The sequence below is a fragment of the Actinomyces israelii DSM 43320 genome (assembly GCF_000711965.1).
GTDB classification, from domain to species: domain Bacteria; phylum Actinomycetota; class Actinomycetes; order Actinomycetales; family Actinomycetaceae; genus Actinomyces; species Actinomyces israelii.
In genome coordinates this window covers 69868-96266 of record NZ_KL544003.1, presented here as the reverse complement: position 1 = coordinate 96266, position 26399 = coordinate 69868, and the positions used below count along the sequence as shown (strand labels likewise).

Sequence of the window (26399 nt, the reverse complement as noted above, 5' to 3'; positions counted from 1 at the left end):
AGGGAACGGGTGCCTGGCCCAGCACCCCGTAGTCGATGACGAGCCGGACGGGCCGGTCGCCGCCGTCGAGCCCCTATGCGGCAAGAGGTGGCGCAAGCGTACAGCGAGCCCGAGGCTACTGCGGCGTCGAGCCCCTATGCGGCAAGAGGTGGCTCGAGCGCCAGCAAGCATGTCACGCCCCGGTCCTCTCCCGGTCCGGGTGCCGGCCGGCCGCCGGGCGATCGCGCGCCCGTCGGCCGGTCGCAACGACCCGACCGTGAGACCATGCGGGCATGTCCTCCGCCGCAGCGCCCCGCCCGACGCCCGCGCTCAACGCGCTCCTGGACTCCCTGATCCCCGTCGACGACCCGGACCGGGTGCCCGAGCCCGACGAGGTCTACCTCGCTTTCTCCGAGTGGGCCGAGTCCACCGGCCGCCCCCTCTACCCCCACCAGGATGAGGCCCTGTCCGAGATCCTCCAGGAGCGCCACGTCATCGCCGCCACCCCCACCGGCTCGGGCAAGTCCATGATCGCGCTCGCGGCCCACACGGCGAGCCTGGCCCGCGGCGGCCGCTCCTACTACACCGCGCCGCTCAAGGCCCTGGTGAGCGAGAAGTTCTTCGAGCTGGTGCGCCTGTTCGGGGCGGACAACGTCGGCATGGTCACCGGCGACACCTCCATCAACGCCGCCGCCCCCATTATCTGCTGCACCGCGGAGATCCTGGCCAACCAGTCGCTGCGCGAGGGCGGGGCCCTGGACGTGGACAGCGTCGTCATGGACGAGTTCCACTACTACGCCGACCCGCAGCGCGGCTGGGCCTGGCAGGTGCCGCTCCTGGAGCTGCCCCAGGCGCAGATGGTGCTCATGTCCGCGACACTGGGGGACGTGTCCTTCCTCGCCGCCGACATGCGGGAGCGCACGGGCCGCGAGGTCGCCGTCGTCGATGACGCCGTGCGGCCCGTCCCTCTGGAGATGGACTACGTCGTCGAGCCCATCGGCGAGCTCCTCCAGCGCCTGGTGCAGCAGGGCAAGGCACCGGCCTACGTCGTCCACTTCTCCCAGAGGGAGGCGATCGAGCGGGCCACCTCGCTGCTGAGCGTGGACCTGGGCGCCAAGGCGCGCAAGGCCGAGCTGGCCGCGGCGCTCGGCAGCTTCCGCTTCGGCGGCGGCTTCGGGGCGACCCTGTCGCGGCTGCTGCGGCGCGGCATCGGCGTCCACCACGCCGGCATGCTGCCGCGCTACCGGCGGCTGGTCGAGAGGCTGGCGAGGCTCGGCCTGCTGTCGGTCATCTGCGGCACCGACACCCTCGGGGTGGGCATCAATGTGCCGATCCGCTCGGTGGTGCTGACCTCCCTGGTCAAGTTCGACGGAGCCAGGGAGCGCCACCTGACCGCCCGCGAGTTCCACCAGATCGCCGGCCGGGCCGGGAGGGCCGGCTTCGACACGCGCGGCTATGTGGAGGTCCAGGCCCCCGAGCACGTCATCGAGAACGCGCGGGCCCTGGCCAAGGCGGGCGACGACGAGCGCAAGCGCCGCAGGATCGTGCGCAAGAAGGCCCCCGAGGGGCGCATCAGCTGGACCGACAAGACCTTTGAGCGCCTGCGCGACGCCGCCCCGGAGACCCTGACCAGCCAGTTCCGAGTCACCACGACCATGGTTCTGAATCTCATGGAGCGCGACGGTGACCCGGTGGCCGCCATGGCCGAACTGCTCTCCCGCGTCCACGACAGCGAGACCGAGCGGCGCAGGCACGTGCGGCGCGCCATCAGGATCTACCAGTCGCTGCGCACGGCCGGCGTCGTCGAGCACGTCTCGTCCGCCCGGGCGGCCGCCGACGGGCGCCCCCGCCTGCGACTGGCGGTCGACCTGCCCGGCGACTTCGCCCTCAACCAGCCGCTGGCCCCCTTCGCCCTGGCGGCCATGGACCTGCTGAACGCGGACTCCCCCGAGCACACCCTCGACGTCGTCTCCGTGGTGGAGGCCACGCTCGATGACCCGCGCCCCCTGCTGTACGCCCAGCAGCGGGCCGCCCGCGGGGAGGCCGTCGCCGCCATGAAGGCCGAGGGGCTCGACTACGAGGAGCGCATGGCGGCCCTGGAGGAGATCACCTGGCCCCGGCCGCTGGCGGACCTGCTGGCCCCGGCCCTGGAGATGTACAAGCAGGCGAACCCCTGGATCGCCGAGCACGAGCTTCGCCCGAAGTCGGTGGTCCGCGACATGGTGGAGAACGCCATGACCTTCTCCGACCTCATCTCCCGCTACGAGCTGGGCCGCAGCGAGGGGGTCGTCCTGCGCTACCTCACCGACGCCTACCGGGCCCTGCGGCAGGTGGTGCCCGACGAGCACCGCACGCCCGAGGTCGATGAGCTCATCGACTGGCTCGGTGCCCTGGTGCGCGCGGTGGACTCCTCGCTGCTGGACGAGTGGGAGGCCCTGGGAGCGGCGCAGTCCGGTCGGACCGAGGAGGCCGCCGACCTGATGGAGGGCAACCGCCCGAAGACGGACGACTCGACGGGCTCAGGGGACTCAGTGGGCGTCGAGCGCGCCTTCGGGGCCGGCGCCGACGGCAGGGTGGCCCTGACCCGCAACCTCCACGCCTTCCGGGTGGCGGTGCGCCGCGAGATGTTCCGGCGGGTCGAGCTCATGGCGCGCGATGACGTTGAGGGCCTGGGGCGGCTCGACGCCCCCTCCGGCTGGGGCGAGGGGCGCTGGGACGGCGTACTCGCCCGGTACTGGGACGAGTACGACTGGATCGGCACCGACACCGCCGCCCGGGCGTCCTCCCTGGCGCCGCTGGACGAGGCCCCCGACGCCGTGGCCCTGGCCGCCGCGGGCGTCTCCGAACGGCTCATCGAGGCGCTCGAGGCCGCTGGCCGGAAGGTCTGGTTGGCGACCCAGGTCGTCGAGGACCCCGACGGCGACCACGACTGGCGTCTTGTGGCCCTGGTGGACCTGGCCGAGTGCGACCGGGAGGAGCGGGCCGTGGTGCACCTGCTGTCGGTCGGTCCGCAGGACTGAGCGCGGGTCCGCGGCGCATGGTGAGAGGATTGGCGCGATGAGCCCGGCACGTCCAGCGAGTCCAGTACGTTCAGCGGTCCTCTATGCGGTGCCGCGCCTCGACACGTGGGTGGTGTGCCCGGCCTGCTCGGGCCCCGCGCACGTGGTGAGGCGCGGGGTGTTCTGCACCCGCTGCACCTGGAGCGCCCACGGAGCCGGGTCGGGCTACTTCTGCGGGTGCTGCTGGAGGTGGGAGGGCGACCGCCCCCGTCCCGCACGGCCCGTCCAGGTCCGCACGACGTGGCGCTGCCCCGCCTGCGGCCGTCGCCAGGCGGTGGTACTGCACCTGTCCCTGGGCTCGCGTCCCGCACGGCGCTGCCCGTGCGGGAGGCCCATGGTCCTGACCGGGCGCACGAGCCTGGTGAGGGTCTCCGACGGCGTCGACGCCCTGTACGGCCTGCCCTTCTACCTCAGCGTCCCGTGCGCCGGGCACACGCTGTGGGTCGCCAACAGCGAGCACGCCGAGTACCTCCTCGGCTTTGTAGGGGCCCGCCTGCGGCCGGCGGGACGCGAGCTGGGCCACCGGCTGCCCGCCTGGATCCTCAGTCGCAAGCACCGCGACGCCGTCCTGCGCGCCCTGCGCGGGCTTCTGCGCACTGCCCGGTCCCTGGAGGGCTCTTGACGCCCCGGACGGCTCCTCCTCAGTCGCCGACGACGAGGTCGTGGAGCACCGCCGTGTCCACCGGCGTCGTGCGGCAGCAGCCGCCGATGAGCCGCACGCCGGCGTCGAGCCATGCGGGGGCCGACGCCGTGAACCGCGTGAACCGCTCCGGCCCGCGGACACAGTGCCAGGTCTTGGCGGCCGGGTCGTAGGCGTCCCCGGAGTTCGGGTAGGCGACCAGGGGCTTGCCGGTCGCCGAGCGCAGCACCGGCAGGGCCCGGTCCACGACCGCCGGGGCCACGCAGTTCAGGCCGACGGCGACGACGGCGTCCTCGGCGTCGGCCCACGCCACGGCGCGCGCCAGCGGGGTACCGTCGGCCAGGTGCTCGCCGTCGGGGCGGACCTGGAAGGACACCCAGCACTCCGCCTCGGGGGCGATGTGCCGGAGCCGCGCGACGAGCCAGCGGGCCTCGTCCAGGCGCGGCTGGGTCTCGATGGCGAAGAGATGCAGCCCCGCCTCGGCCAGGACCTGAAGGCGAGGGATGTGGACCGCCTCGAAGTCGCTGTCGCTGGTGGTGTAGGCGCCGGTGTACTCGGCCCCGTCCGCCAGGTAGGCGCCGTAGGGGCCGAGGCTGCCCGCCACCAGCACGGTCTCCCGCGGGTGGGCGCTCACGTGCAGGTCTCGGGCGTCGAGGGCCAGGCGCGCGGATGTCGCGATGGCTCCGCGGGCCTCCGCCTCGGTGAGCCCGGTGCGCATGAGGGCGGGGACGGTGGCCTGGTAGGAGTTGGTGCAGATGACCCGGGCGCCGGCGAAGAGATAGTCCGTGTGAACGGCGGTGACGGCCTCGGGCGCCTCGGTCAGGGCGACGGCGGACCACAGCTCCTGAGCCGTGCGGACCCCCCGGGCGCCGAGCTCGGTCCCCATGGCGCCGTCCAGGACCACGGGGCCGCCGGTCAGCAGCCCGGACAGGCCGACGTGATCGCGCGGGGGGCCGGTTTTAGTCGAATGAGTTCGCATGGCGACACGCTAACCGAAGCCCGCACCGGGCATCGATGGCCTCCCTCTCACGGCCGTCCCCTGAGGGACTCGCCCCGCCGGTCGGGGCCGCCCGCCCCTCCCCGGCGCGAGTAGGGTCGCCGTCATGAGCAGGAAGACCAGGAGCAGGCACGCGGGGGCGACTCCGGCGATCAGGGCGCTCGAGGAGGCCTGCGTGCCCTACGAGATGGTGACCTACGCTCACGACGAGCGCTCCGGGCTCGGCTTCGGGCTCGAGGCGGCCCGGGCGCTCGGCGAGGACCCCGCCGTCGTGCTCAAGACGCTGCTGGTGGGTGAGGGCCGCGACGTCGGCGTGTGCGTCATCCCCGCCGACCATCGCCTGGACCTCAAGGCGGCCGCGCACGCGCTGGGGATGAAGCGGGCGGCTCTCATCGAGCCGTCCGCCGCCGAGCGGATCACCGGCTACGTCGTCGGCGGCATCTCACCGCTCGGCCAGAGGAGGCGCCTGCCGACGGTCATCGACGACTCGGCCGAGGCGCTCGACCGCGTGCTGGTCTCCGGCGGAAAGCGGGGCATGAGCGTGGCGCTCGCCCCGGACCGCCTCGCGGCGGTCACGGGCGCCGCGTTCGCACCGTTGACCGCCTGACGGTCCGGGGCCCGTGCGGGCCCGTCTCGCCGGTCGGAGCCTCACAGGAGGCCGTCGCCCGGGACGACCTCCTTGCCGAAGGGGAAGCAGGTCACGGGGATCATCTTGACATTGGCGATCGCCAGCGGGATCCCGATAATGGTGACGGCCTGCGCGGCCGCCGTCGTCAGGTGGCCGATCGCCAGCCAGACGCCGGCGACCAGGAACCAGATCACGTTGCTCAGGCAGCTCACGGCACCCGCCCCGGGCTTGGTGACGACGGTGCGCCCGAAGGGCCACAGGGCGTAGCCGGCGATGCGGAAGGAGGCGACCCCCGCCGGGATCGTGATGATGAAGACGCAGGCGATGATGCCGAAGAAGACGTACCCCAGCCAGAGCCAGAAGCCGCCGAGGACCACCCAGATGAGGTTGAGCAGTGTGCGCATGGGGACTGTCTACACCACGGCACGCCCGACGTCCTCATCCTGCGGGGGGAGCCTCCCGGAGGCCCGCGCGAGATCAGCAGCGCCCACAGGGCCGTGCCGAGCGAGGACAGGCTCATGACGGGACGACGGGACTCCTTCCGGCCCATGACTCAGGGCCTCGATGAGAGCAGCCGGCCGCCAGCGCTGCCGCCGCATCAGCGGGCACGCCCTGCACCTTGTCCCCCACGGTGCGCTCAAAAGGCGCTAAGACGCCGACATCGGCAAGCGCGACGAGCAGCTCGGGGACTCGGTCCGGGGAGCGACGGCTGTGCACCTGGTTGATGGTGAGCACGTACGTGGCGCGATGGCGTCATCGCGCCCCCTCGCGACTCACCAGAAGACGCGCTGGGCGATGGCGTCGGCGAAGTTGTCCAGGGCGCCCGGCGTGGAGCCGAGGTAGAGGCCCGCGTCAATGAGCGAGACCTCCATGAGGTAGAAGCTCCCCTGACCGTCTGCGACGACGTCGACGCGGTTGAACAGGAGCTGGATGTCGCGCCCCGAGCGCTCCTTGATCAGGCCGTGAATGGCCTTGCGCACCCGCTCGCCCCACAGCCACTCCTGCTCGCTGGGCTCCCGGGCAGTGACGATCTCCTCGTGCACCTCGTCGACGGAGCGGAAGGACGGGTGGAGCATGGGCGCCTTCTCCACCGCGTGGGACAGGACGCCGTTGAAGTAGACCAGGGAGAACTCGCCCTTGCGGTCCACCTCCTCCAGGTAGCGCTGGACCATGACCGACCGGCCTCGTCCGATGTGGTGCATGGTGTCGTTGATCGCCTCGGCGCGCGACCGCGCGTTCGTCGCGGTGTAGCGGCCGGTCCCCCGCCCGCCGGAGGAGACGGCGGGCTTGACGACGAAGTCGCCGTGCGCCGGGAAGCGCGTGTGGACCTGATGCTTGGAGTAGCCGGCGCTCGGCTCGAGCCAGGTGGTCGGGATCATGGGGACCCCGAGCTCGGCCAGGCGGGACAGGTAGTGCTTGTCGGAGTTCCACTTCACGACGTCGGGGTGGTTGGCCAGGCACGGCACCGACCGGGACCAGGACAGGAACTTGGAGTAATTGCGCCTCTTGGCGTAGTCGCGCACCGAGCGCAGCACGACGACGCCGGCGTCGTCCCAGCTGACAGACGGGTCGTTCCACACGGCCACCCGCGGTTCGATGCCCCGCTCCCGCAGGGCGTCGGGCAGACCGCGGTCGTCGTCGTCGAGCATGGGATAGTCGGCGCAGGTCGCGAGCGTCACGATGGGGGTGGTCACGGGCCCCACGGTACCGCGGCGCATCCTGCCGGCGTGAATCAGCCGCGGCTCGGCCGGGCCCAGCCCCGCGGTCGTCTCCCCCAGCCCGAGCCATCGGTAGGTCCTCGACGCCGGAGGGGACCGTGATGCCGGTCGTCCCCCCAGCCCGCGCCATCGGTGCCACAATGCGCCCATGGCAGACACGACCGGACCCTCGGAATCTCCCGCAGCCCCCGCGTCCCCGGCCCCGCCATCGCCGCGCGGCTTCTACCCGCCCATCGAGCCGACGGCCTCGGGCCTGCTCGACGTCGGCGACGGCCAGCGGGTGTACTGGGAGACCTGCGGCAACCCTGAAGGAGTTCCGGCGGTCTTCGTCCACGGAGGGCCTGGCGCGGGCTGCTCGGCGGACTACCGCCGGGTCTTCGACCCCGAGCGCTACCGCATCATCCTGTTCGACCAGCGCGGGTGCGGGCGCTCCCTGCCCCACGCCTGGGAGCCGGACGCCGACCTGTCAACGAACACGACCTGGCACCTGGTGGCGGACATGGAGGCACTGCGGGAGCACCTGGGGGTCGAGCGCTGGCTCGTCTTCGGCGGGTCGTGGGGATCCACCCTGGGGCTCGCCTACGCCCAGGCCCACCCGGGGCGGGTGCTGGCCCTGGTGCTGCGCGGCGTGTTCACCCTGCGCAAGCGCGAGCTCGACTGGTACTACGAGGCGGGCGGCGCCGACATGGTCTGGCCCGACGAGTGGGAGCGCTACGTCGCCGCCGCCGGCCGGGACGTGGGGCCGGGCGGCTACATCGAGCGCTATCACGAGCTGCTGGCCGACCCCGACCCCGCCGTCCACGGCCCGGCGGCCGTCGCCTGGACGACCTGGGAGGCGGCGACCTCCACGCTCCTGCGCGACCAGGCCCATATCGACGAGGTTCAGGACCCGGCCTTCGCCCTCGCCTTCGCCCGCATCGAGAACCACTTCTTCATCCATCGCGGATGGCTTGAGGAGGACCGGCTCCTCCACGGCGCCCGCGTGCTGGCCGATCACGGCATCCCCGGGGTGATTGTCCAGGGCCGCTACGACATGTGCTGCCCCATCGGAACGGCCTGGGCCCTGCACCGCGCCTGGCCGGAGGCCGAGCTGCGCATCTCGCCGGCGTCGGGGCACTCCTACAGCGAGCCGGAGACCCTGTCCGCGCTCATCACCGCCACCGACCGCTTCGCGGTCGAGCTCGGACCCCGCGGACGCCACGACCGTCCCTGAGACTTCCCGCACAATGGGGCGATTCAGCGCTTTCGGGATTGGACAGCCCCGCCGTCGGGAAGTAAAGTGTTCCACCGTCGCCAGGCACATGCAGTCTGGTGCGCGCCTCCTTAGCTCAGTTGGTCAGAGCACCTGACTCTTAATCAGGGTGTCCAGGGTTCGAGTCCCTGAGGGGGTACCACTACCGGGCTCCTGCACGGGCGCGGCGGTGATCATCAGACAACAAGGCATTCCCCCTTAGCTCAGCTGGTCAGAGCACCTGACTCTTAATCAGGGTGTCCAGGGTTCGAGTCCCTGAGGGGGTACCACGCACGGGCCGGGCGGAGGTCGCAGGAGTGCACCTGCGGTCTCGCACCTGGTGGGCGGGCAGTTCGCGCGGCCCGGAGGCCGCTGGCCCTCTACGGCATCGTAGTTCGTCGACGGTCCGGAGGATGCCCTCATCGACCGCAGCTCGCGACATCGCTCATCCGTGCGTCGGTCGTGGGCGCCGCAGCGATTCTCTGCGGCCCCGACCACCGGGGGATCGCCGCCGCCCGACTCATGCGGCGGCGCCCCGCAGCCACAGCACCGCCGGGCCGCAGGATCCACCTGCACTCCGCCCGGCGTCGAGGAGCCCCCGCGGGGGCTATGAGGAGAAGGAGAACAGATGAGTACGCAGATGAGTACGCACAGCACCACGACCGCCCCGGCTCGCCGAGAGGCCGCCGAGCGCGAGCTCACGGCCGCGCGCGCCGAGCTGAGCTCGCTGAGCGCCGCCGTGTCGCCCTCGCGCTTCGAGCGCGCTCTCGAACGCGTCCAGGCCGCGCAGGAGGCGCTGGCGCCGGCGGCCTAGGACGAGTCGCAATCGGAAGTCCGGTCCCGGATTATGGCAATGAGCGGGACCGCCCGGCGCGCCGAGCGGTCCCGCTCTGTCCGCAAGTCCGTTCAGCGCCCGTCGCACCAGCAGAGGAGGACGCTGTGCCCCAGCTCGCCATCGGCGACGAGGCCCCCGACTTCGCCCTTCCCGACGCGGCCGGCGCCGAGGCCTCCCTGGCCGATCTCAGACGCAGCCGAGCACGGCGTCGTCGTCCGCTTCTGCCCCAGGGCCTCCGCGCCCGGCTGCACCAGGGAGGCCTGCGACTTCCGGGACTCCCTGAAGGCGCGGGCTGCGCGTGAGCACTGCGGACCTCGAGGCGGTAGGGTGAGTCGCACAAGCGCGAGTGGCGGAACTGGTAGACGCGCCAGATTTAGGTTCTGGTGCCTTCGGGCGTGAGGGTTCGAGTCCCTTCTTGCGCACAGGACCGACGACGGCTCACTTCTCGCAGGCGATCCCGTCGTGGTCGCGGTCCAGCTTATCCCGATAGCCGGGCTCGCCCCGGTACAGCGGTGCCGCGCCGGCGGCCTTCGCCTCCGTGCAGTTCGCGTAGTACGTGCGGGCCTGCTCCTCCGGCTCCGACTGGGGCTCCTGGGCAGGCTGCTCCTGGGCGGGCTGCTCCGCCGCAGCGGACGCCGCCGCCTCAGCCGCAGCGGACGCCGCCGCCGCGGACGCGGACGCGGATGCCGAGGCCGCCGCATCGGCGGAGTCGTGGTTGACCGTGAGCGTGATCACCTGGTCGGCCGGGACCTGCTCGCCCGCCGCCGGGTTCTGCGCGGTCACGGACCAGTTTCCCGGATCCCACACGGACTCCTCGCCATCGGTGTCCGTATAGCTCGGGCCCTTGGAGAGCCCCGCCTTCTTGAGGGCATCGGCCGCGTCGTCGCCCTTCATGCCGACGACGTCCGGGACCTCGACCGCGGCCGGGGTCGTGGCGGCGGCGCTGGCCGGGGCGGCCTCATGCGCGGCGGAGTCGTCGCACCCGGCAGCCGCCGGGGCGAGGACGATGACCAGGGCGATGAGCCAGCCGCCGGCGGACAGCAGCCTGCTCGGGCGACGCGAACCGATCTGGGAGACGATCATAATGACGGGATCCTCGGGGGTGGGAAGTGTGCAAGGACCCCTCCGGTATACCCCCGCGGCCCGCGGAAGCGGCCGGAGATCCGCATTCTTGACCATACTGTGACCCTCCGCGGCCAGCGGGACCGCCCCGGCTCCCGAAGCCGCCGGAAGGGGGCCGGATCGGGGCGCTCCGCGCGCCCGCGCAGCGGTAGCCTGACGCCGTGACAGACACCGAGTCCCCCGAGACGACCCGCAAGGACGGGCGCGCGGCCGACGAGCTGCGCCCCGTGACCATCACCCGCAACTGGCTGGACCACGGGGAGGGCTCGGCGCTCATCGAGTTCGGCCGCACCCGGGTGCTGTGCGTGGCCTCCTTCACCGAGGGAGTGCCGCGCTGGCGCAAGGGCGGCGGCGAGGGCTGGGTGACCGCCGAGTACGCCATGCTCCCCCGCGCCGGCTCCGAGCGCAGCAGCCGGGAGTCGGTGCGCGGCAGGGTGGGCGGGCGCACCCACGAGATCTCCCGCCTCATCGGGCGCTCCCTGCGCGGCATTATCGACGTCGCCGCGCTGGGCGAGAACACCATCGCCCTGGACTGCGACGTCCTCCAGGCCGATGGCGGCACCCGCACCGCCGCCATCACCGGCGCCTACGTGGCGCTGGCCGACGCCGTCGCCTGGGGCGCCGACAAGGGGCACATCAGGCCGCGGGCGGTCAGGCCGGTTCTGTCGGACTCCCTGTCGGCCGTCAGTGTCGGCATTGTCGATGGCGTCCCCTGCCTGGACCTGCCCTATGAGGAGGACGTGCGCGCCCACACCGACATGAATGTCGTCCAGACCGGAGACGGGCACTTCGTCGAGGTGCAGGGCACGGCCGAGCACGTCCCCTTCAACCGCGACGAGCTGTGCGCCCTTCTGGACCTGGCCGCCAAGGGCAATGCCGAGCTGACGGCGCTGCAGGCCCGGGCGCTGGCCGGTCCGGGGCGGCAGCCGTTCACGGTCTCGACCAGCGACGACGCCGGTCAGGAGACCCCGTGAGCGTGTCGGCGTCGGCCGTGACCGCGCCCGACGGGGCCGTGCTGGTCCTGGCCACCCACAACCCCGGCAAGCTCTCCGAGCTGCGGGCGGTCCTCGCGCCGCTCGTGCCCGGGCTGGACCCGCGCTCGATCGTCTCGGCCGGCTCCCTGGGCGCGCCCGAGCCCGTGGAGAACGGGCTCAGCTTCGCGGCCAACGCGGAGATCAAGGCCCGCGCCCTGGTGCGGGTCACCGGCCTGCCCGCCGTCGCCGACGACTCGGGCCTGTGCGTGGACGTGCTCGGCGGCGCACCCGGCATCTTCTCCGCCCGCTGGTGCGGCCGCCACGGTGACGACGCGGCGAACCTGCGCCTCCTGCTGGACCAGATCGCCGACGTGACGGACCCCCACCGCACCGCCCGCTTCACCTGCGCGGCGGTACTGGCCGCCCCCGGCCCGGATAACCGGCCGACGGTCACGAGGATCGAGCGCTCGATGGAGGGCCGCCTCCTGGGCGAGCCCCGGGGCGAGGGCGGCTTCGGCTACGACCCGGTCTTCGTGCCCGTCCAGGAGGACGCGCCGGGCGGCGCGGGGCGGACGACGGCGCAGATGAACCCGGCGGAGAAGAACGCGATCTCCCACCGCGGCCGGGCTCTGCGCGCCCTGGCGCCGGTGCTCGCCGCCCTGCTCGTGCCGTCGTCGCCGAATGCGGGCAGCATCGCGCGATGAGCGGCGGCCCGGCGCGGGCGGAGGGAGCAGGCGGGCACTGACGCTCGTCCTCGGCGTCATGCTGCGGTCCCGCCTGACCCGTCCCGGCCTCCGCCAGGATCCGTGGGCTGATCCGCTCGCGCAGCCCCGCAGCCACTGGGTCAGGGTGCTGGCCGCCGGGGCCCTGCCTCTGGTCGTCATCGCAGCTCGTGACGCCCTTCCCGCCTCGTGGCTGCCCGCGGCCGCAGCCGTGATCGCGCCCGCGGCGGGCGCCCTGTGCGCCTGGACGCTTCTCGGCGCGGCTCGTCCCCGTGCTTGACCCCGTCATCCACCCGCTGGGCAGGCTGCGGGTCTGCGCCGCGCTGCGATCCGTCGGGGCGGTGCAGGGCCGGGCCCAGATGCGCTTCGCCGAGCTCCGCGAGGCCGTCGGGACGCCCGACTCGGCCCTGTCCAAGCAGCTGACCGCGCTCGAGAGGGAGGGGTACGTCCGCCGCCGATGCAGCTACGGGCCCGCCCGGCCCGCCCCGGGCCTCCTGGGCATCGAGCCGGCGCTGCACCGCCTTGGGCACGAGCGAGTCGTGGGCCTTGGCGAAGCCGTACAGGCAGCGCCACCCGCCCTGGAACACGACCAGGAAGGCCAGCGTCATGAAGGAGAAGGAGACGATCTCCCCACCGGTCAGGCCGCGCGTCGCCGCGCACGCGCCCCAGGTGACGCCGACGATAATCGCCCCCTCGGGCCACAGGACCTCCAGGTGGTCGCGTCCGCGCCGCGCGCCCCATGCGACCGCCCACGCCAGGGCGGTGGCGCCCGCGGTGCGCGCCGCCAGCGCCGGGGCCTGAGAGGCGTCGTGCAGCGAGGCGGCGGCGAAGAGGGCCACGAGCAGCGCCGCGGCCAGGTCTGCCGGCACGACGAGCCACCACCGGGTGCGGCGCCCCCGGGTCCAGGGGCGATCCGGCCCGTCAGGGACCGACGGGCTGTAGGTCAGCCCCGGTCGACGGTCCCCGCGCTGCGCAGCCACCGGCTCAGCCTACCGCCGCTCCGGGCCGCGCAGGCCGGCAGGGCGCGGACGGCCGGTGCCGGTCTCGCTCAGATCTCCCAGCTCGCGCCCGCGGTGGCGGCCTCGAGGGGGCCGGAGTAGGCCTCGGCGGCCTCCTTGAGGGTGTCGGCGGGGTCGGTCCACGGCTGGATGTGGGTCAGCACGAGGCGGCCCGCGGGTATCCGACCGCCCTTGCCGCTCGTGCCCGCGGCGAGCTCGCCGGCGCGTCTGCCGGTCAGGTGCATCCCGCGGTAGGTGTCGCGCCCCTCCAGGAAGGCGGCCTCGGACAGCAGCAGGTCGACGCCGTCGGCCATGGCCTCCACGCCGTCGCACAGGTCCGTGTCGCCGGTGAAGGCGAGGCTGACGCGCCTCTGGCCGTCCCTCCCGGGCCCCTCCACGCGGTAGCCGTAGGCCTCGACCGGGTGGAGCGCCTCGTAGGGCGTGATCGTCATCGGCCCGACCTGCACCGTCTCGCCGACGACGGCGGTGCGGAAGGTGAACTCGGAGGCGTAGGTCTCCTCCGGCGGTGTGCCGTCCACGCCGTTGAGGCGGCTCGGCAGCTCGCCGGGCCCCAGCGCGAGCACGGGCCCCAGCGCCCCGGTCGGGTTCCACCGGCGGAAGACGTGCATCCCCACGAGGTCGACAATGTGGTCCGCGTGACAGTGGGAGATCGCGATCGCATCCAGGTCGGCCGGGTCGAGATAGTGCAGCATCTGCCCCATCGCGCCCGGCCCCAGGTCCAGCACCACCGACCACGTCCGCACCTCGCCGCCGGGGTCCGCGCCATCGGCCTGCACCAGGTAGGAGGAGGCGGCGGAGTCGGGACCGGACATGCTTCCGGTGCAGCCGATGATCGTGAGCTTCATACGGGATCCTTGACTCAGTCCTGTGGGGTCAGATCTGTGGGGGCAGGGGGACGTGGGCGACGGCGCCGGGGACGGCGTCGCCGGGCGGGGGCGCCGTCCCCGCCCCTGACGCCGGGCCGGCCCGCAGGACGCGCCTGACCTCGGGGCCCAGGAAGCGCCGGGCCAGCACCACGAAGGACTCGGGGTCCCCGGTGGAGCGGAACTCGTGCTGCGGCGCGGCGGCGCCGGGATCGCGCAGCAGGTCGCGCCGGGCGAGCTCGCGGTAGACGTCCTTGGCGGTCTCCAGGCTCGAGGTGACCAGAGTGACATCCTCCCCCATGACGTAGGAGATCGGGCCGATGAGCAGCGGGTAGTGGGTGCAGCCCAGGATGAGGGTGTCCACGCCGGCGGCCTTGACCGGGGCGAGGTAGTCCTCGGCGGTGGTGAGCGCCTCGGGGCCGGTGGTCACGCCGCGCTCGGCCAGGTCGACGAAGCGCGGGCACGCCTCGGAGAACAGCTCGACGCCGGGCACGGCCCCCAGGGCGTCGTCGTAGGCGTGCGAGTCGACGGTTCCCTGGGTGGCGATTAGGCCGATACGGCCGTTGCGGGTGACGCGGGCGGCCGCCCGGGCGGCGGGGTGGATGACCTCGATCACGGGGACGCCCCGGCCCTGGGTGTAGCGGCGCCGGGCGTCGTGCAGAACCGCCGCCGAGGCGGTGTTGCAGGCGATGACGAGCATCTTGACGCCGGCCTCGACGAGCTCGTCCATGACTCCGAGCGCCAGGGAGCGGACCTCGTCGATGGACTTGGGGCCGTACGGGGTGTGAGCGGTGTCCCCGATGTAGAGGATCTGCTCGCCGGGCAGCTGGTTGAGTACGGCCCTCGCAACGGTCAGGCCTCCGACCCCGGAGTCGAACATCCCAATCGGCGCGTCGTTCACGCATCCGAGACTAGGCGGCGGCTCAGCCGTAAAGCAGCACGGTCACCAGTGATTCCTGCCACCAGGTGAGCATGTCGTAGGACAGGGCGAGTCCGCGGCGCCAGCGGGCGTCGTCGTCCTCGTCCCGGGGGGCCTCCTGCCGGGCGATGGCGTGGGTCGCCTCGGCGGCCTGCGGCCCGTCGATGTCAAGCCGCTGCGCGAGCACAAGGCGCACGTCGTTGAGCGCGCCGAGCCACTCCTGCTCGTGCCCGCGGACGACGCGGACGGCGCCGTCGGCGCCCGTGGGCTCCAGCAGCTCGACGATGGCGGCCTTGAGGCGCTCGTGCTTGAGGCCGCGCAGGCGCGCACGGGTCAGGTCCGCCACCTCGAGCGCGACCTCGGGGTCCTCGGAGGCGTCGGGCAGGAGCACATCGATCACGGGTGCGAGCGCTGGCGGGGCCGACGTCGGCGGTAGCGGGGCCGGGGGCTCCTGCGGGTCCGGGTCGAAGTCCAGCGCCGCGAGGACGTCACCGTCATGAGTGCTCTCCCCCTGTCGCAGCTCGGGCTGCGGGGGCGTCGTCCCGCCGTCCTGACGGCCGCCGGGGTCATCGGCCGCCAGCAGCACGGCGACCTGCTCGAGCAGGCCCGCGAGGTACTCCCGCTCCCAGGCCTCCAGGCGGCTCTCCCAGCCGCCGACCGCCTTGGCGAAGCCGCGCATCAGGCCCCGCCCCGGTCCGCGGCGTCGTCCCCCACCGGCTCGAGAGTGGCGCGCAGGCCGTAGGAGTGCATGGCGGTGACGTCGACCTCCATGCGCTCGCGCGCCCCGGTGGACACCGTGGCGCGCCCGCGGGTGTGGACCTCCAGCATGCGACGGCGCGCCAGCTGCAGCGGGAAGCCGAAGTAGGTGCGGAAGACCCAGGTGACGTAGTCCATGGTGTTGATCGGGTCGTCGTGGACGACCGTGCGCCACTGGGACTGGGCGGCGCTGCGTGCACGCTCCTGGACGTCGGGCTCGACGACGTGCAGTGCGTTGGACATGACCACCAGCGTAGCGGCCGGGAGAAGACTGGGGCAGACACGCTGCACCGCAATCCGAGTTTCGGGATAGGTTAAGAGTCATGACACCCACGCAGCGCATCGCAGACCCGACCGCTCCCACCACGTCCCTGCTCACCGACATGTACGAGCTCACCATGCTCCAGGGGGCGCTTCGCTCGGGGACCGCCGAGCGGGCCAGTGTCTTCGAGCTGTTCGGTCGGCGGCTGCCCGCCTCCCGGCGCTTCGGCGTCGTGGCCGGCACGGGCCGCCTCCTGGACGCCGTGGAGGCCTTCGCCTTCACCGGCAGGCAGATCGACTTCCTGCACCGCACGCAGGTGGTCGACGACGCCACCCTGGACTACCTGCGCGAGTACCACTTCTCCGGCACCATCCGCGGCTACGCCGAGGGCGAGTGCTACTTCGAGGGCTCACCGCTGCTCACCGTCGAGGGCACCTTCGCCGAGGCCTGCATCCTGGAGACCCTGGCCCTGTCGATCTACAACTACGACTGCGCCGTCGCCTCGGCGGCCTCCCGCATGACGATCGCCGCGCACGGCCGGCCCTGCGTGGACTTCGGGGCCAGGCGGGCCCACGAGCAGGCGGCGGTGGCGGCGGCCCGCGCCTCCGTCGTCGGCGGCTTCGTGGGCACCAGCGACCTGGAGGCCGGCATGCGCTACGGGATCCCCACGGTCGGCACCGCCGCGCACTCCTTCACCCTGCTGCACGACTCGGAGGAGGAGGCCTTCGCGGCCCAGGTGGTCAGCCTCGGGCCGGGCACCACGATCCTGGTCGACACCTACGACATCGCCCGCGGCGTGGAGCGGGCCGTCAGGGCGGCCCGCGACGGCGGCGGCGAGCTCGGCGCGGTGCGCCTCGACTCCGGCGACCTGGTCGCCGAGGCGTTCAAGGTACGCGCCCAGCTCGACGCCCTGGGGGCGACGACGACGAGGATCACAGTGACCAACGACCTGGACGAGTACGCGATCGCGGGCCTGGGGGCCGCGCCGGTGGACTCCTACGGCGTGGGCACCAAGCTGGTCACCGGCTCCGGCCGACCGACCGCCGCCCTGATCTACAAGCTCGTCGAGCGGGCGGGCGCCGACGGCGAGATGCACGAGGTCGCCAAGTTCTCCGAGGGCGGCAAGGCGACCGTCGGCGGGCGCAAGTGGGCCGGCCGCGTGATGGACGGCACCGGCTCCGCCACCGAGGAGCTCGTCGTGTCGGCCCAGGACCAGGACGAGGCGCTGGCGGCCCTGGCCGAGGCCGGGGCCCGCCCGCTGCAGGTCCAGCTGGTGCACGACGGCGTCGTCGTCGAGGAGCACCGCGGCCCACACGCACTGGCCGCCGCCGCCGAGCGGCACCGGGCCTCGCGCGCCGAGCTGCCCTACGACGCCTGGCGCCTGAGCGAGGGAGAGCCGGCGGTGCCCACGCGCCACGTGGACCTCGACGGCCGCCGGCCCCTGAGGGGCTGAGCGCGCAGCGCACCGAGGGCGGCCCGCGCGGAGCCGGTGAGCCGAAGACCGAGCCCTCTCAGCCCTCTCAGCCCTCTCACCGCTTGCCGACGAACCAGCGGCGCAGGGTCTCCACGCGCCTGACGATCTCCTCGGTGGAGGCCTGGGCCACCTCAGGACCGCCGCACACGCGCCGCAGGTCGTTGTGGATGACGCCGTGGGGCTGGCCGGAGCGACGCGCCCATGCGGCAACGAGTCGGCTCAGCTCCTTGCGGGCGGCGGCCCGGCGCCGGGCGTCGTCGACGCCGGAGTCGGCCCGGCGCTTGGCGGCCGCGGCCGCCTGCTTCTTCTGGGCCTCGATCTGCTTGTCCTGTCGCTGACGCAGCAGGGCCGTCACCTGCTCGGGCTCGAGCAGGCCGGGCAGACCCAGGTACTCCTGCTCCTCGACGCTGCCGACCACAGCACCGGTGCCGAACTCCCCGCCGTCGAACAGGACCCGGTCGAACTCGGCGGTGGAGTCCATGGCCTCGAAGGAGCCCAGCAGGTCGTCCGAGGCCTTCTCCGCCTTGTTGGCCTCGGCCAGGAGACGCTCCTCGGGGGCGAAGAGCGCGTCCTCGTCGGCGCGCCCGGCCCCGCCCAGGACGTGGTCGCGGGCGACCTCGATCTCACCCGCCAACCCCAGCAGGGGCGTGACGGAGGGCAGGAACACCGAGGCGGTCTCGCCGCGGGCGCGCGAACGGACGAAGCGCCCGACGGCTTGGGCGAAGAACAACGGGGTCGAGGCGGAGGTCGCGTACACCCCCACCGCCAGGCGCGGCACGTCCACGCCCTCGGAGACCATGCGCACCGCCACCATCCAGCGGTCCTGGCTCGCGGCGAAGGTCTCGATGCGGCTGGAGGCGCCGGCGTCGTCGGACAGGACCACGGTGGGGGCCTGTCCGGTGATGGCGCGGAGCCGCCCCGCATAGGCGCGGGCCGAGCCCTGGTCCGAGGCGATGACGAGCCCGCCGGCGTCGGGCACCTGGCGGCGCACCTCGCTCAGCCGCTGGTCGGCGGCCGCCAGGACCGCGGGGATCCACTCCCCTGCGGGGTCCAGGGCCGTGCGCCAGGCCTGGGCCTCCAGGTCCTTGGTCAGCGGCTCCCCCAGCCGTGCGGCCACCTCGTCGCCGGCCCTGGTGCGCCAGCGCATCTGGCCGGAGTAGGTCATGAACATGACCGGGCGCACGACCCCGTCGCGCAGGGCGTCGGCGTAGTCGTAGGAGTAGTCGGCCCGGGACCGCCTGGCGCCGCCGGTCTCCTCGACGTAGCGCACGAACGGGATGGCCGACTCGTCGGAGCGGAAGGGCGTGCCGGTCAGGGCCAGACGGCGGCGCGCCGGCGTGAAGGCCTCGCGGATGGCGTCGCCCCAGCTCCGCGCGTCCCCGCCGTGGTGGATCTCGTCGAGAACCACCAGGGTGCGGATCGAGTCGGTGCGACTGCGGTGAAGGCTGACGTTGGCGGCGACCTGGGCGTAGGTCAGGGCCGCGCCGTCGAAGCGCGAGCCCAGCGCCCCCTGGGAGTTCGTGTACGAGGGGTCCAGGCGGATTCCCACGCGGGCGGCGGCCTCGGCCCACTGGTACTTCAGGTGCTCGGTGGGGCACACGACGGTGACCCGGTGAACGTCGCCGGCGGCGAGCAGCTCGGTGGCGATGCGCAGGGCGAAGGTGGTCTTGCCCGCCCCGGGCGTGGCCACGGCCAGGAAGTCCTCGGGCAGGTCGGCCAGGTACTTCTTCAGCGCGGCCTCCTGCCAGGCCCGCAGCGGCCGCGAGGTGCCCCAGGCGGCGCGCTGCGGGTAGGCGGGCGGAAGGTTCTCGGCGGCGAAGATGGACGGCTGGGTCGGGCGGTGCCGCGCCCGGGGACCCCGTGCGGGAGTCACCGACCGCCTCTGGAGAAGGGGAAGCGCGGGAAGCGGGGGCCGTCGCCATTGCCGCCGCCGGGCCTCATCTGCTCGTAGATCTGCTTGCAGGTCGGGCACACCGGGTACTTCGAGGGGTCCCGCCCGGGAGTCCACACCTTGCCGCACAGGGCGACGACCGGGCGCCCGGTGGCGGAGGCCGCGGCGATCTTGTCCTTGCGCACGTAGTGGGCGAAGCGGTCGGCGTCGCCGTCGTCGGTGGACTGGAGCTCCTCGCGCTCGAGGACTGCCGTCCCGGCCGACTGGCTCGGCCGCTCCTCCGGGTCGCTGGGGACTCCGCCCGTGGATGCAGAGATCTCGCTCATGGGGTCAGTCTAAGTCGGGCGCCCGCGGCCCACGACGGTCCCACGGCATCCGATGACAGCGGATGCCGTTGTGAACCGCGCCACGGTCGGACGGGCGCAGAGGGCTTCAGGCACTCAGTGCTGCTTCTTGAGCAGGCTCGCGGCAGCGTGGTCGACGAGCACGAGGGCGTCGGCATGGTTCTGCATGACGGAGGCGGGCCACTGGGCGTCGATGTCTCCCTCGACGAGGTGAGCAATGGCCTCGGCCTTGTTCTCGCCGGTGGCGATGAGCACGAGTCTGCGCGCCCTCATGATCGTGCCCAGCCCCTGGGTGATGCAGCGGGTGGGGACGGCGTCGATGTCGCCGTCGAAGAAACGGGCGTTGTCACGGCGGGTCTGCTCGGTGAGCTCGTCGATGTGCGTGGTGGAGTCCAGCGGGCCGCCCGGCTCGTTGAAGCCGATGTGACCGTCGGCGCCGATGCCCAGGATCTGCAGGTCGCAGTAGCCGGCGGCCGCCATGGCGGCCTCGTAGGCGTCGCAGGCGGCCTGGAGGTCCTCGCTCAGGGCGTCGGGACCGTGCAGGGCGCCGGGGCGCATGTCCACGCGGGAGCGCAGGTTGCGCTCCATGAAGGTGGCGTAGCGCTCGGGGTGGCCCTCGGGCAGGCCGACGTACTCGTCGAGCATGAAGCCGGTGACCTCCTTGAAGGAGATGCGCCCGGCCTCGCAGCGGCGGGCGAGCTCGTCGTAGAGGGGCAGCGGGCTCGATCCCGTGGCGGTTCCCAGGACAGCGGCGGGCTTGGAGGTCAGAAGGTCCTCGATCGCGTCGGCGGCGCGCTCAGCGATGGCCTCGGCGGTGTCCAGGATGACGAGCTTCATAGGTTGTTCCTCTTCGGCGGTGCGGGACGATCTCGGCCCGAGCGGGCCCTCGGCGCCGGGCGGCACGAGGGCGCGCTCCGGCCCCAGAACCTTAAGACAGCGGCTAACGCCTTGTCACCCTTCGCCGAGATCGGTCGTACTCCGGCTCGGAATCGGCTCACCTCCGCGCCGAGATCGGTGAAGGGGCGCCGCGGGCCCGGCCCGCGCCCCATCGGAACCACTCACCTAACGGGTCTCGGCGTGCCCGGACCAGGTGCGCACGACGGCGAGGACCCGGACCCAGTGCCGGTCCAGCACCCGCCCGCCGACGACGATGCCGGCCCGGGCGAGCCCCGCGCCCCAGAGCGCTCCACCTGCCAGGAGCGCCCAGCCCCACTGCCAGGCACCGGTGGCCATCAGGGCGCCGAGCCCGACGGCGACCGGCAGCGCGAGCCCGGCGATCACCGCCAGGCCGGCCATCTGCACCAAGGAGGCGACCAGGATCATTCCCGAGGACCGCGACCTCAGTGGGCTCTCCCCCGGCGCGTTGACCTCATAGGGCAGGACCGCGCTCATCACGCTCGACCAGGCCGCGGCGGCGCCGTACAGGCCGAGCTGGGCCCCGACGACGGCGGGAACGATCTCCCAGCGCCCTGTCCACACGCCGAGGGCGAGGGTGACGACCGCCAGGACGGGCAGCTGCCACAGGGCGGCTGCGACCACGCGCCCCAGGCGGTCGTCGAGACCGCGCACCCCGGCGCTCAGATGCATCCACTGGGCGGTGGAGTCGTAGCCCAGGTCGTCGTGCAGCACCCAGCCGGACATCAGAGCGATCGCGACCGGCACCCCGAGCAGCGCCGCCGGGGCCCGGCCGAGCGCCGCGCCGGCCGGAGCCGTCTCGAAGGCCACGTTCTCCTCGACCCCCTGCCGGAAGCCCAGCACCGTCACGACGCCCACGACGAGCATGACGAGCACGGTGGAGACCCCGAGCACCAGATAGCGCGGGTCGGTCCGCCAGTAGCGCAGGCACCGCGCCGCGATCGCGGCGGCCGGCGAGGGGATGACCCGTGACAGCCGGCGGTGCCACGGCAGGAGCGCAGCCGTCGCAGCGTCCGCAGCGTCCGCGTCGGCGGCGGCAGCCCGCGTCCGTCCGAGCGCGGCCGCCCGCTCCGGGCGTGAGCGCCGCCCGGCCGCCCGGCCGCCGGACATGACGCGCCGCACGATCCTGTTCCACAGCGGCGCCAGCGCGACCGGGAGCGCCAGCGCCCCGACCGCCAGGGCCAGCGCCGCCCCGGCCCGTCCCTGCGCCAGGTAGCCGGGGGCCGCGAAGGCCCACCCGAAGGGGCTCAGCGACAGCACCCTGCCGAGTCTCATGAGCGTCATGAGCGCGGAGCCGCCGAGCCCCGCCGAGCGCGCCGCGACCAGGTTGAGCAGGCTCGGCAGGAGGGCGACCCCGATGAGGGCCAGTCCCCCGATGACGCCGACGAGGTCCCGCCCCCGGCGCGTGGTCGAGGCGCCGAGACCGATCACGACGACGCGCGAGACGAGAACACAGGTCGCCAGGGCGACCGGGGCCAGGAGCAGGGCGAGACCGGCGGCGCCCCAGTGGCCGCCCGCAGCCCACGCCAGGGCGGGCAGGGCGAGGCAGACGCCGGTGGCGAGGCCGGGGACCCCCGCCGCCCCGGCCACTGCGAGCCCCGCCGACAGGGACCGCGAGGGCGCGATCCACGGCGCGAGCGCCCGAGGGTCGAGCGTGGAATCCACGCCCGTGAGCAGCAGCGGCACCAGGACCCAGCCCAGGGTGGTCAGCGCCCCCAGGGCGCCGATGAGGGTGGCGGTGAGCGGCACCGGGGCTCGCAGACCGAGTGCCACGGCGCCGGCGGCCACCGAGATAATGGTGCCGAGCGCCCAGGCGGCGCCGAGCAGGGAGGCCAGCAGGATCCACACGCTGCGGCTCAGGGCGTTGAGGGTGAGCCTCCACCTCAGGCGGACGAGGGTCGCAACCACGACAGGTCCTCCCTTGCTTCCGGGGCCCCGACCAGCTCGGTGAAGCGGTCCTCCAGGTCCCCGCCCGCGGCCACCTGCGCGGTGGTGCCCGCCGCCACGACCCGGCCAGCGGCGATAATGGCCACGTGGGTGCAGAAGCGCTGCACGGTCGCCATGACGTGGCTGGAGATGATGACGGTGCCGCCGTCGGCGGCGAAGGCGGCCAGGATCGACTGGATCGTCTGGGCGGACACCGGGTCCACGGCCTCGAAGGGCTCGTCCAGGACGAGGATGGCGGGCGCGTGGACGAGGGCGCAGGCGAGGTTGATCTTCTTGCGCATGCCGGCGGAGTAGTCGGTCACGAGCGTACGGCCCGCGCTCCTGAGGTCCAGGACATCGAGGAGCTGGCTCGCGCGGGCGACCACGACGTCGCGCTCCAGGCCGCGCAGCAGCCCGGCGTAGGTGACCAGCTCCAGCCCGGTCAGGCGGTCGAAGGTGCGCAGGCCGTCGGGCAGGACGCCGAGCCGCGCCTTGGCGTCGGCCGGCCGACCCCACACGTCGATGCCGTGGACGACGGCGCGGCCGGCGTCGGGCGGCAGCAGTCCCGTGGCCATGGACAGGGTCGTGGTCTTGCCAGCCCCGTTGGGGCCGACCACGCCGTAGATGGAGCTGGCCGGGACGGCCAGGGAGAGCATGTTGACGGCGACCTTCTGCCCGAAGGCCTTGCACAGTCCGTCCAGAGCCAGCGCCGGAGCTGTGGCGCCTCCGGCCCGGGGAGAAGGTGAGGAGTCCATGCGACCGAGGCTATGCGGGTCGGCCCGCGCGACCATCCTCCCCGGGAACGAGCCACACGCGGGGCCGGGCCCCCGCCCGGCCGAGGCGCCGAACGACGGGCATGACGAAGGCGCGGCACCCCCAGAGGCGACGCGCCTTGACGTCTGCGGTCCGGCCGCACTCAGCGGCACCGGGTCCTCACGCTGAGGTCACTTGGCAACGGCCTTCTTCAAGGCCGAGCCGACCGTCAGCTTGACACCGTAGCCGGCGGGAATCTGGATCTCCTCACCGGTGCGGGGGTTACGGCCGGTACGAGCAGCACGCTCGACACGCTCAACACCCATCAGGCCGGTGATCTTGACGGCCTCACCCTTGGCGATGTTCTCCACGAGAACCTTCTGGAAAGCAGCAAGGAAAGCATCAGCCTGGACCTTGGTGAGTTCGGCCTCCTCGGCGATGGCGGCGATGAGCTCGGTACGGTTGACGGACATATATCTGCCTCTCGGTCGTTGGTGGGCACCGGGATGCGGTGCCGCTGACGGCAACGCTATGCATAAATGGGTCGTTTTGTCAGATATGACGGTGCTTTCTCGGCGTGGCGCGCCACTTTGTGATCTTTCGCCACCTCGTTGGTCACACGAGTCACAGTCACCACGGCGCCCGGGAACAGGGCACCGGGCCGTCGGCAGGCGCTCAGCGGGAGCCGGCACTGACGGCCCGGACGAACCAGCACGTGATGGTCGTGGGATGGGTGATGGCGGTGCCGACGACGACGGCGAAGGCCCCGTGGTCCACGGCCAGGGCCGCCTGGGCCGGGGTGTGCACGCGGCCCTCGACGACGAGCGGGACCTCGGCGATGGCCGCCACCTGGTCGATGAGCTCGATGTCGGGGCCCTCGGTCCTGGGGCGCTCCCCGGTGTAGCCGGCGAGCGTGGTTCCGAGCACGTCGGCGCCGGCATCCTGCGCCGTGCGGGCGTCGTCCAGGGATCCGCAGTCGGCCATGACCAGGACGCCGGGGAACGCCTCCTTGAGACCGGCCACCGTCCGCGCGAAGGTGAGGCCGTCCGGCCGGGGGCGGCGCGTGGCGTCGATGGCGACAATGGGCGAGCCGGTGGCGGCCACGGCGATGGCGTGAGTGAGGGTCGGGGTGATGAAGACGCCGTCATGGCCGTCCTTCCACAGGCCGATCACGGGGACCTCAACGTGCTGGTTGATCAGGGCGAGATCGGCCAGCCCCTGGGCGCGGATGCCGACGGCGCCCCCGGCGACGCAGGCCTGAGCGACCTGGTCCATGGTGCGCGGGTCGCGCATGGGCTCTCCCGGGTAGGCTTGGGCGGAGGCGATAAGGCCGCCGCGCAGCTTTTCGAGCACGGGGTCGAGTGCGGTCATGGGTGCTTCCTCCAATGGTCGGGTGGGTGGACCGGCGCCCGGGCCGCCACGGCCTCAGGCGCCCGCGGCGAGATGCGCCGCCAGGCGCAGTCGGGCCTGGTGGGCGGCGCCCACGATCGGGGCGGCGGCGCCCAGGGCGGCGGGGACGATCTCGAGGTCCCCGGCCACGAGATCGAGGACCTCGGCGCGCACCGTCTCGCGCAGCGGCCCCCACCACAGCTCGCCGGAGCGGGCCAGGCCGCCGGAGACGATGACGCGCTCGGGGTCCAGGACGGTGACGACGGCGGCGATCGCCTCGCCCAGGGCCACAGCGGCCTCGCGGTAGACGCGTCGGGCGACGGCGTCGCCGGCGTCGGCGAGCCTCTCGACCTCCTGGGCGCCAGTGACGCCGGCACCGGTGGCCTCGCGGTAGCGGCGGGCTATCTGGGGCCCGGCCGCGACAGCCTCCAGGTGGCCGGTGCGCCCGCAGGTGCAGGGCTCGGCGCCCGCCGGGCCGGAGGGCATGTGCCCCATCTCCCCGGCCAGGAAGTGGGCGCCGTGGTGGACGCGGCCGTCCAGGACGACCGCTCCGCCGACACCCGTGCCCACAGCGACCACGAGGACGCCGGCCGCGCCGGCACCGGCGCCGATCCAGGCCTCGCCCGCGGCGTAGGCGTTGACGTCGTTGTCGACGTGCACGAGCACGCCCTGCGGCGCAGTGCCCGCGGCCAGGAGCCGTCCGGCCACTGCGGAGGCGATGTCGGTGCCGGGCCAGTCGGCGATGGCGTCGGTGGCCGAGACGACCACGCCTCGGCCCGAGTCGATGACACCCGCCGAGCCGATCCCGACCGCCGTCGGCGCCGGGAGCGCCCCGGACGCCGTATGGGCGCCGGCATCGACGAGGTCGGCCACCAGGGAGGCGACGGCGTCCAGCACGGCCCGCGGCCCCTCGCGCGCCGGGGTGGGAGCCTCCAGGACGGGACCGAGCAGGGCGCCGTCGGCGGCCACGAGGGCGGTCGCGATCTTCGTGCCGCCCAGGTCGACGCCGACGACCGGGGCCGCGTCAGTCGGTGCCGCCATCTCAGACCAGACCCTGCTCGCGCACGATCGCCACGATCCTGTCCCTGGTCTCGCCCTGGAGCGCCTTGACGGGGAAGGCCATGGTGTTGGTGCCGATGACGCCGATGGCCTGCATGGCGGTCTTGAAGGCTCCGATGCCGCTGGCGTCCCCGGAGCGCCCCTGGGGAACGTGGACGACCTCGAAGCCGGCGCAGATCCGGTCCTGGATGCGGCGGGCCTCGGCCCAGTCGCCGTTGCGGGCGGCCTGCCACATGTCGGTGTAGGGCCGCGGTTCGACATTGGCGTACCCGGGCACGGCCCCGTCGGCGCCCAGCAGGAGCATGCCGTCCACGACGCACTCGTGCCCGGTCAGCAGGGCCAGCGGGTGGCCGGCGGCCTCGTTGGCGGCGACCAGGCGGCGGAAGCCGACGTCGTCGCCCGAGGAGTCCTTGACCCCGGCCAGGACGCCCTCGACGCCGAGCCGGACGAGCATGTCGCAGCCGAGCTTGACGCCGTTGAGACGGACCGGGACGTCGTAGGCGAACAGCGGGACGTCGACGGCGGCGGCGATGGCGCGGAAGTGGTCGGCGATCTCGGCGGCGTCGTTGATGGCGTAGAAGGGGCACGCGGCGACGACCGCGTCCGCCCCCAGGCCCTGGGCTCGGCGGGCCTGCTCGATGACGCGGCGCGCCGTGGTGTCGATCACCCCGGCCAGGACCTGCACGCGACCGGCCGTCGTGGCGACGGCGCGCTCGACGACGGCGCCGCGCTCGGCGTCGGTGAGGTAGGCAGTCTCACCGGAGGAGCCCAGGACGAACAGCCCGTTGACCCCTCCTGCGATCAGGTGCTCGATAACGCGGTCGAGGCCATCGAGATCGACGGCGCCGTCCCGGGTGAACGGAGTGATGAGCGGTGGAATGACTCCGGTGAAACGAGTATCCATGTGCGGTTTTCCTTTGAGTT

Annotated in this window: 28 protein-coding genes and 2 tRNA genes; 13 read left to right on the top strand and 17 right to left on the bottom strand. The window is 73.2% G+C overall.

Translation table 11 applies throughout. The annotated features are described in order from the left end of the window. The first annotated feature begins 272 nt into the window (after positions 1-272). Both O145_RS15580 and O145_RS19485 read left to right on the top strand, forming a co-directional pair. On the top strand, positions 273-2999 hold the full coding sequence (locus tag O145_RS15580) for a DEAD/DEAH box helicase (RefSeq protein ID WP_043564634.1): 2727 nt from the start codon (positions 273-275) through the stop codon (positions 2997-2999). A gap of 37 nt (positions 3000-3036) precedes the next feature. Then, positions 3037-3660 (top strand): hypothetical protein, encoded by a 624-nt coding sequence (locus O145_RS19485; RefSeq protein ID WP_229118635.1) that lies wholly within the window; start codon positions 3037-3039, stop codon positions 3658-3660. Positions 3661-3679: 19 nt separating this feature from the next. Here the strand turns inward: O145_RS19485 and mmuM are convergent, their stop codons facing one another. After that, positions 3680-4657, bottom strand: a complete 978-nt coding sequence (gene mmuM, locus O145_RS15570) for a homocysteine S-methyltransferase (RefSeq protein ID WP_043564631.1) — start codon at positions 4655-4657, stop codon at positions 3680-3682. 124 nt (positions 4658-4781) lie between these two features. Between mmuM and ybaK the strand changes: the two genes are divergently transcribed. Then, a complete protein-coding gene (gene ybaK / locus O145_RS15565; protein WP_043564629.1) occupies positions 4782-5282 on the top strand; it encodes a Cys-tRNA(Pro) deacylase in 501 nt (166 codons plus the stop codon). A gap of 41 nt (positions 5283-5323) precedes the next feature. Here the strand turns inward: ybaK and O145_RS15560 are convergent, their stop codons facing one another. Then, positions 5324-5707 carry a YccF domain-containing protein gene (locus tag O145_RS15560; RefSeq protein WP_043564627.1) on the bottom strand — a complete coding sequence of 128 codons (384 nt, stop codon included), beginning with the start codon at positions 5705-5707 and terminating at the stop codon, positions 5324-5326. Positions 5708-6076: 369 nt separating this feature from the next. Continuing rightward, positions 6077-6997: an ATP-grasp domain-containing protein gene (locus O145_RS15555; protein ID WP_043564625.1), complete on the bottom strand. Its 921-nt coding sequence runs from the start codon at positions 6995-6997 to the stop codon at positions 6077-6079. Positions 6998-7169: 172 nt separating this feature from the next. On the opposite strand from O145_RS15555, the gene pip reads away from it, so the two are divergent. The 5 genes from pip to O145_RS15525 all read left to right on the top strand — a co-directional run bounded on the left by pip (position 7170) and on the right by O145_RS15525 (position 9509). Then, positions 7170-8234: a prolyl aminopeptidase gene (gene pip / locus O145_RS15550; RefSeq protein ID WP_084682680.1), complete on the top strand. Its 1065-nt coding sequence runs from the start codon at positions 7170-7172 to the stop codon at positions 8232-8234. 104 nt (positions 8235-8338) lie between these two features. Beyond that, positions 8339-8415 (top strand) — tRNA-Lys (locus O145_RS15545). 465 nt (positions 8416-8880) lie between these two features. Beyond that, positions 8881-9066, top strand: coding sequence for a hypothetical protein (locus tag O145_RS15535; protein WP_043564624.1), 186 nt, complete (start codon positions 8881-8883; stop codon positions 9064-9066). 125 nt (positions 9067-9191) lie between these two features. Then, positions 9192-9389 (top strand): hypothetical protein, encoded by a 198-nt coding sequence (locus tag O145_RS17805; RefSeq protein ID WP_411265971.1) that lies wholly within the window; start codon positions 9192-9194, stop codon positions 9387-9389. Between the two features lie 38 nt (positions 9390-9427). Continuing rightward, a tRNA-Leu gene (locus O145_RS15525) sits at positions 9428-9509 on the top strand. A 16-nt stretch (positions 9510-9525) separates the two neighbouring features. On the opposite strand, the gene O145_RS19480 is transcribed toward O145_RS15525, so the two are convergent. Beyond that, positions 9526-10170: an excalibur calcium-binding domain-containing protein gene (locus O145_RS19480; RefSeq protein WP_052375289.1), complete on the bottom strand. Its 645-nt coding sequence runs from the start codon at positions 10168-10170 to the stop codon at positions 9526-9528. A 200-nt stretch (positions 10171-10370) separates the two neighbouring features. Between O145_RS19480 and rph the strand changes: the two genes are divergently transcribed. From rph to O145_RS19985, 4 genes are all read left to right on the top strand, one after another. Continuing rightward, positions 10371-11183: a ribonuclease PH gene (rph, locus tag O145_RS15515; protein WP_043564621.1), complete on the top strand. Its 813-nt coding sequence runs from the start codon at positions 10371-10373 to the stop codon at positions 11181-11183. Then, positions 11180-11887 (top strand): non-canonical purine NTP pyrophosphatase, encoded by a 708-nt coding sequence (locus O145_RS15510; RefSeq protein ID WP_052375288.1) that lies wholly within the window; start codon positions 11180-11182, stop codon positions 11885-11887. The genes rph and O145_RS15510 overlap by 4 nt, the downstream gene beginning before the upstream one ends. Then, the gene (locus O145_RS19990) at positions 11865-12185 is read left to right on the top strand and encodes a hypothetical protein (RefSeq protein ID WP_411265970.1); all 321 of its coding nucleotides are present in this window, start codon (positions 11865-11867) and stop codon (positions 12183-12185) included. The genes O145_RS15510 and O145_RS19990 overlap by 23 nt, the downstream gene beginning before the upstream one ends. A gap of 79 nt (positions 12186-12264) precedes the next feature. Continuing rightward, positions 12265-13005, top strand: coding sequence for a hypothetical protein (locus tag O145_RS19985; protein WP_411265973.1), 741 nt, complete (start codon positions 12265-12267; stop codon positions 13003-13005). On the opposite strand, the gene O145_RS15500 is transcribed toward O145_RS19985, so the two are convergent. The 4 genes from O145_RS15500 to clpS are packed head-to-tail and all read right to left on the bottom strand — an operon-like array spanning position 12954 to position 15705. Then, positions 12954-13769 carry an MBL fold metallo-hydrolase gene (locus tag O145_RS15500; protein ID WP_043564619.1) on the bottom strand — a complete coding sequence of 272 codons (816 nt, stop codon included), beginning with the start codon at positions 13767-13769 and terminating at the stop codon, positions 12954-12956. The two genes, O145_RS19985 and O145_RS15500, sit on opposite strands and share 52 nt — an antisense overlap. A 28-nt stretch (positions 13770-13797) precedes the next feature. After that, the gene (murI, locus tag O145_RS15495; protein WP_043564618.1) at positions 13798-14667 is read right to left on the bottom strand and encodes a glutamate racemase; all 870 of its coding nucleotides are present in this window, start codon (positions 14665-14667) and stop codon (positions 13798-13800) included. Positions 14668-14710: 43 nt separating this feature from the next. Next, positions 14711-15385 (bottom strand): DUF2017 family protein, encoded by a 675-nt coding sequence (locus O145_RS15490; protein ID WP_043564616.1) that lies wholly within the window; start codon positions 15383-15385, stop codon positions 14711-14713. Further along, positions 15385-15705 (bottom strand): ATP-dependent Clp protease adapter ClpS, encoded by a 321-nt coding sequence (gene clpS, locus O145_RS15485; protein WP_043564614.1) that lies wholly within the window; start codon positions 15703-15705, stop codon positions 15385-15387. The genes O145_RS15490 and clpS overlap by 1 nt, the downstream gene beginning before the upstream one ends. Positions 15706-15785: 80 nt before the next feature. Between clpS and O145_RS15480 the strand changes: the two genes are divergently transcribed. After that, the gene (locus O145_RS15480; protein WP_043564612.1) at positions 15786-17177 is read left to right on the top strand and encodes a nicotinate phosphoribosyltransferase; all 1392 of its coding nucleotides are present in this window, start codon (positions 15786-15788) and stop codon (positions 17175-17177) included. Positions 17178-17253: 76 nt separating this feature from the next. Here the strand turns inward: O145_RS15480 and O145_RS15475 are convergent, their stop codons facing one another. From O145_RS15475 to O145_RS15435, 9 genes are all read right to left on the bottom strand, one after another. Then, complete coding sequence (locus O145_RS15475) at positions 17254-19071, bottom strand: DEAD/DEAH box helicase (RefSeq protein ID WP_043564610.1); 1818 nt, start codon at positions 19069-19071, stop codon at positions 17254-17256. Next, positions 19068-19415, bottom strand: coding sequence for a DUF3039 domain-containing protein (locus O145_RS15470; RefSeq protein WP_043564608.1), 348 nt, complete (start codon positions 19413-19415; stop codon positions 19068-19070). The genes O145_RS15475 and O145_RS15470 overlap by 4 nt, the downstream gene beginning before the upstream one ends. A gap of 114 nt (positions 19416-19529) precedes the next feature. Then, complete coding sequence (gene nagB / locus O145_RS15465) at positions 19530-20270, bottom strand: glucosamine-6-phosphate deaminase (RefSeq protein WP_043564606.1); 741 nt, start codon at positions 20268-20270, stop codon at positions 19530-19532. A 225-nt stretch (positions 20271-20495) separates the two neighbouring features. Next, positions 20496-22256 carry a hypothetical protein gene (locus O145_RS15460; RefSeq protein WP_043564605.1) on the bottom strand — a complete coding sequence of 587 codons (1761 nt, stop codon included), beginning with the start codon at positions 22254-22256 and terminating at the stop codon, positions 20496-20498. Next, positions 22232-23029, bottom strand: a complete 798-nt coding sequence (locus O145_RS15455) for an ABC transporter ATP-binding protein (protein ID WP_043564603.1) — start codon at positions 23027-23029, stop codon at positions 22232-22234. Before O145_RS15455 ends, O145_RS15460 begins: the two co-directional genes overlap by 25 nt. A gap of 189 nt (positions 23030-23218) precedes the next feature. Continuing rightward, positions 23219-23500, bottom strand: a complete 282-nt coding sequence (locus O145_RS15450) for an HU family DNA-binding protein (protein WP_043564601.1) — start codon at positions 23498-23500, stop codon at positions 23219-23221. Positions 23501-23702: 202 nt separating this feature from the next. Next, a complete protein-coding gene (locus tag O145_RS16780) occupies positions 23703-24398 on the bottom strand; it encodes an N-acetylmannosamine-6-phosphate 2-epimerase (RefSeq protein WP_052375285.1) in 696 nt (231 codons plus the stop codon). Positions 24399-24452: 54 nt separating this feature from the next. Then, complete coding sequence (locus O145_RS15440) at positions 24453-25457, bottom strand: ROK family protein (protein ID WP_043564598.1); 1005 nt, start codon at positions 25455-25457, stop codon at positions 24453-24455. Position 25458: 1 nt separating this feature from the next. Next, positions 25459-26379 carry a dihydrodipicolinate synthase family protein gene (locus O145_RS15435; RefSeq protein ID WP_043564597.1) on the bottom strand — a complete coding sequence of 307 codons (921 nt, stop codon included), beginning with the start codon at positions 26377-26379 and terminating at the stop codon, positions 25459-25461. Positions 26380-26399 lie beyond the last annotated feature (20 nt).